Origin of the sequence: Prevotella sp. P5-92 (assembly GCF_002251245.1) — a bacterium.
GTDB lineage: Bacteria > Bacteroidota > Bacteroidia > Bacteroidales > Bacteroidaceae > Prevotella.
On sequence record NZ_NPJG01000097.1, the window covers coordinates 1 to 4,302 of the forward strand.

At 42.0% G+C, this 4,302-nt stretch carries 3 protein-coding genes; 1 reads left to right on the forward strand and 2 read right to left on the reverse strand.

What is annotated here, in order from left to right; translation table 11 throughout:
* Positions 1-243 precede the first annotated feature (243 nt).
* Both CIK99_RS09750 and CIK99_RS09755 read right to left on the reverse strand, forming a co-directional pair.
* Positions 244-1,563, reverse strand: coding sequence for a leucine-rich repeat domain-containing protein (locus CIK99_RS09750; RefSeq protein WP_216822797.1), 1,320 nt, complete (start codon positions 1,561-1,563; stop codon positions 244-246).
* A gap of 51 nt (positions 1,564-1,614) precedes the next feature.
* Positions 1,615-3,732 carry a leucine-rich repeat domain-containing protein gene (locus CIK99_RS09755; RefSeq protein WP_216822798.1) on the reverse strand — a complete coding sequence of 706 codons (2,118 nt, stop codon included), beginning with the start codon at positions 3,730-3,732 and terminating at the stop codon, positions 1,615-1,617.
* Between the two features lie 168 nt (positions 3,733-3,900).
* Between CIK99_RS09755 and CIK99_RS15600 the strand changes: the two genes are divergently transcribed.
* Positions 3,901-4,131 carry a hypothetical protein gene (locus CIK99_RS15600; protein WP_216822799.1) on the forward strand — a complete coding sequence of 77 codons (231 nt, stop codon included), beginning with the start codon at positions 3,901-3,903 and terminating at the stop codon, positions 4,129-4,131.
* Positions 4,132-4,302 lie beyond the last annotated feature (171 nt).

Here is a 4,302-nt window from a genome sequence, read left to right on the forward strand (position 1 = left end):
CGGATGCAGAGATTGAGAAGAACACGCTAAGGATGAGCGTTGTCATTAATGCAGTAAATCTTTTATTCATAATTTCTTCCCGACACATTTTTCAGCCACGAGGTCGGGTGTTGGCGTATTGTTATTTTTTCTACTGTAGGGATTTTACCTTGTGTAAGTCCGTTTTTCCATTGAGGTTGCCCTGGGGCGGGGCGGTCTTACATAAAGTAAAGACCCTACAGAAATGAGGGGCTGCGGCGGATGTTATTTCACTGCGATTTTTATGTTTTCCTTGCCAATCTTGGCGACTACGATAGAGCCGGATTGAGCGGCGAAGGATGTTGTGCCGTTGATGGCGGTGGCGGAGCCGAGGGCTTTGCCATCTATGCCATAGAAGCTGACCTTCTCGTTGTTGTCGAGGCCGGAAATGTTGATGAAACCACCAGCTGACTGGATTGCGATGCCACGGTCTTTCACTGATTCAACACCTACGGTTCCTTCGATAGCTTTAATAGTTCCGAATCCGCTCCAAGGCTTTGTCGTTTTGTAAGCGTTGATTGCAGATGCAGGAACGTGAAGTGTTGCATTTTCTATATATGTTCCATCGAAAATCCAAACATTAGTTGATGGAACTTCCTCTGAGTAACAATAAACGTTTTTTAAATTATCACAACAATCGAAAGCCCAATCTCCAATACTTGTCACAGAATTCGGGATTGTGACTGATGTCAAGCCGCTGCATTCAGAGAAAGCCCAATCTCCAATACTTGTCACGGAATTCGGGATTGTGACTGATGTCAAGCTGCTGCAATATGCGAAAGCTGAACTTCCAATACTTGTCACGGAATTTGGGATTGTGACTGATGTCAAGCCGCTGCATTCAGAGAAAGCACCTCCTATAATTTTTGTAATATTTTCTGGAATAGAATAATGGCCAGTATATGTTTTTGGCAAATATACAAACATATCATTTACAATTATCGTATTTTTTATTCCATCACAAAGGTTCAATACGTAATCTCCAATACTAGTTACAGAATTCGGGATTGTGATTGATGTCAAGCCTGAACATTCATCGAAAGCCAACTCTCCAATACTTGTTACAGAATTCGGGATGGTGATAGATGTTAAGCCCAAACAACCAGAGAAAGCGCCATCACCAATACTTGTTACTGAATTCGGGATGGTGATTGATGTCAAGCTGCAGCAATCATAGAATGCATAATCTCCAATACTTGTTACAGAATTCGGGATGGTGATTGATGTCAAGCCGTAGCAATCCCAGAAAGCATAATTTCCAATACTTGTTACAGAATTCGGGATGGTGATTGATGTCAAGCCTGTACAGTAACTGAAAGCCCAATCTCCAATACTTGTCACGGAATATTTTGAATTTTCATAAGTAATCGATTCGGGAATCACTATGTCACCTGAATATTCATTGTCGCCATATGTTACTGTGGCGGTTGTTTCAGAAATGTCATAGTAAATTCCATCTACCTCAACAACATCTGCGGATGCAGAGATTGAGAAGAACACGCTAAGGATGAGCGTTGTCATTAATGCAGTAAATCTTTTATTCATAATTTCTTCCCGACACATTTTTCAGCCACGAGGTCGGGTGTTGGCGTATTGTTATTTCACTGCGATTTTTATGTTTGCCTTGCCAATCTTGGCGACTACGATAGAGCCGGATTGTGCGGCGAAGGATGTTGTGCCGTTGATGGCGGTGGCGGAGCCGAGGGCCTTGCCATCGATACCATAGAAGCTGACCTTCTCGTTGTTGTCGAGACCGGAGATGGTGACGAAGCCGTCGGCTGACTGGATTGCGATGCCACGGTCTTCTACTGATTCAATACCTACGGTTCCTTCGATAGTCTTGAATGTTCCGAAAGCGCTCCAAGGCTCTGTTGTTTTATAAGCCTCGATTGCAGATGCAGGGACGTGAAGTGTTGCTTTTTCTATATCTGAGTTATAGAAAACATAAACAGGGGCTAATGGAACTACCTCTGCGTAACAATAAACGTTTTCGATATTAATACATAAACTGAAAGCATAATCTCCAATACTTGTAACAGAATTCGGGATTGTGACTGATGTCAAGCCGCTGCATTCAGAGAAAGCACCCTCTGCAATACTTGTTACGGAATTAGGAATATTGACTGAGGTGAGGCTGCTGCAACCATCGAAAGCATACTCTGCAATACTTGTTACGGAATTAGGAATATTGACTGAGGTGAGGCTGCTGCAACCTAAGAAAGTACCATATGCAATACTAGTTACGGAATTAGGAATATTGACTGAGGTGAGGCTGCTGCAACCAGAGAAAGCACCATATCCAATACTTGTCACGGAATTAGGAATCGTGACTGAGGTCAAGCTGCTGCAACCAGAGAAAGCACCCTCTGCAATACTAGTTACGGAATTAGGAATCGTGACTGAGGTGAGGCCGCTGCATCCATCGAAAGCTCCTCCATTTATTGTTGATATATTTTCAGGTATAGAATAATGACCTTCATATCCTGTTGGTAAAAAGACAAGCATATCATTTACAATAATACTTTGTGTAATTCCCGTACATCCATAGAAAGCACCATACCCAATATTTGTCACGGAATTAGGAATCGTGACTGAGGTCAAGCTGCTGCAATATTGGAAAGCCCTATCTCCAATACTTGTCACGGAATTAGGGATTGTGACTAAGGTGAGACCATCGCAATTATTGAAAGCCCAACCTCCAATACTAGTTACGGAATTAGGAATCGTAACTGAGGTTAGGCCGCTGCATTCATCGAAAGCCCAACCTCCAATACTAGTTACGGAATTAGGAATTGTAACTGAGGTTAGGCCGCTGCATCCTTCGAAAGCTCCTCCAATTATTGTTGATATATTTTCAGGTATAGAATAATGACCTTCATATCCTGTTGGTAAAAAGACAAACATATCATTTACAATAATAGTTTGTGTAATTCCCGTACATCCAGAGAAAGCAGATTCTCCAATACTTGTCACGGAATTAGGAATCGTGACTGAGGTCAAGCTGCTGCAATATTGGAAAGCCCTATCTCCAATACTTGTCACGGAATTAGGAATCGTGACTGAGGTGAGGCCACTGCAACCTTCGAAAGCAGATTCTCCAATACTTGTCACGGAATTAGGAATCGTGACTGAGGTGAGGCCGCTGCATTCATAGAAAGCTCCTCCAATTATTGTTGATATATTTTCAGGTATAGAATAATGACCTTCATATCCTGTTGGTAAAAAGACAAACATATCATTTACAATAATAGTTTGTGTAATTCCCGTACATCCATTGAAAGCACCATACCCAATATTTGTCACGGAATTAGGAATCGTGACTGAGGTGAGGCCGCTGCAACCTTCGAAAGCAGATTCTCCAATACTTGTCACGGAATTAGGAATCGTGACTGAGGTGAGGATTCTGCAACCTTCGAAAGCAGATTCTCCAATACTTGTTATAGAATTAGGGATTGCGATTGATGTCAAACCGCTGCAATATATGAATGCCAATTCTCCAATACTTGTTACACTATATTTTGAATTTTCATAAGTAATCGACTCGGGAATAACTATGTCACCTGAATATTCATTGTCGCCATATGTTACTGTGGCGGTTGTTTCAGAAATGTCATAGTAAATACCATCTACCTCAACAACATCTGCGGATGCAGAGATTGAGAAGAACACGCTAAGGATGAGCGTTGTCATTAATGCAGTAAATCTTTTATTCATAATCTTCTTCCCGGCACATTTTTTTCAGCCACGAGGTCGGGTGTTGGCAGTGGTTAATATTAAGTGGGCGGTCTTACATAAAGTAAATCATCATTGTTATTTACGTTTTATAAAGCGCAAAGTAAATGCAAATCGAGAGCAGAACTTGTCAAGCTTGCTTGAGCAATTATGCCGAGATGCAACTTTGCTTACGCAAAAGTACAAAGATTTTTTGAAACGACAAAATGTTTGGCGGATTTTTATCAATTCAACCAAAAAAATCCCGCAGGGCTTGCGGCCTTGCGGGACGAGAGGTATGTGAAAGAAATGTATTTAGAAACGACTGACTATCAATTATTTGCAGTTTATACGGTAGAAAAGTGGATTGGGATTTGTTTGAAAGGGTGCGGGGTGCTATGACTTTAGCTTTGAGTGCTCCAGATTAGGACAGGGGACAGTCCCCTGTCCTTAAAAACTCCCAAAAGGTTAACTTGTTACCGGTTAACTGGTAACTTTTCCCGCTTTCCACCCCCACCCTGCCCTCTCGCTGCGACAAAAGGTTGCAAGCAGAAAAAACTTCGGTATCGCGCG

What these genes read in the sequence shown, in the direction of transcription:
- CIK99_RS09750 (WP_216822797.1), bottom strand. Translation starts at nt 1,563, where the DNA reads ATGAATAAAAGATTTACTGCATTAATGACAACGCTCATCCTTAGCGTG.
- CIK99_RS09755 (WP_216822798.1), bottom strand. Translation starts at nt 3,732, where the DNA reads ATGAATAAAAGATTTACTGCATTAATGACAACGCTCATCCTTAGCGTG.
- CIK99_RS15600 (WP_216822799.1), top strand. Translation starts at nt 3,901, where the DNA reads ATGCCGAGATGCAACTTTGCTTACGCAAAAGTACAAAGATTTTTTGAA.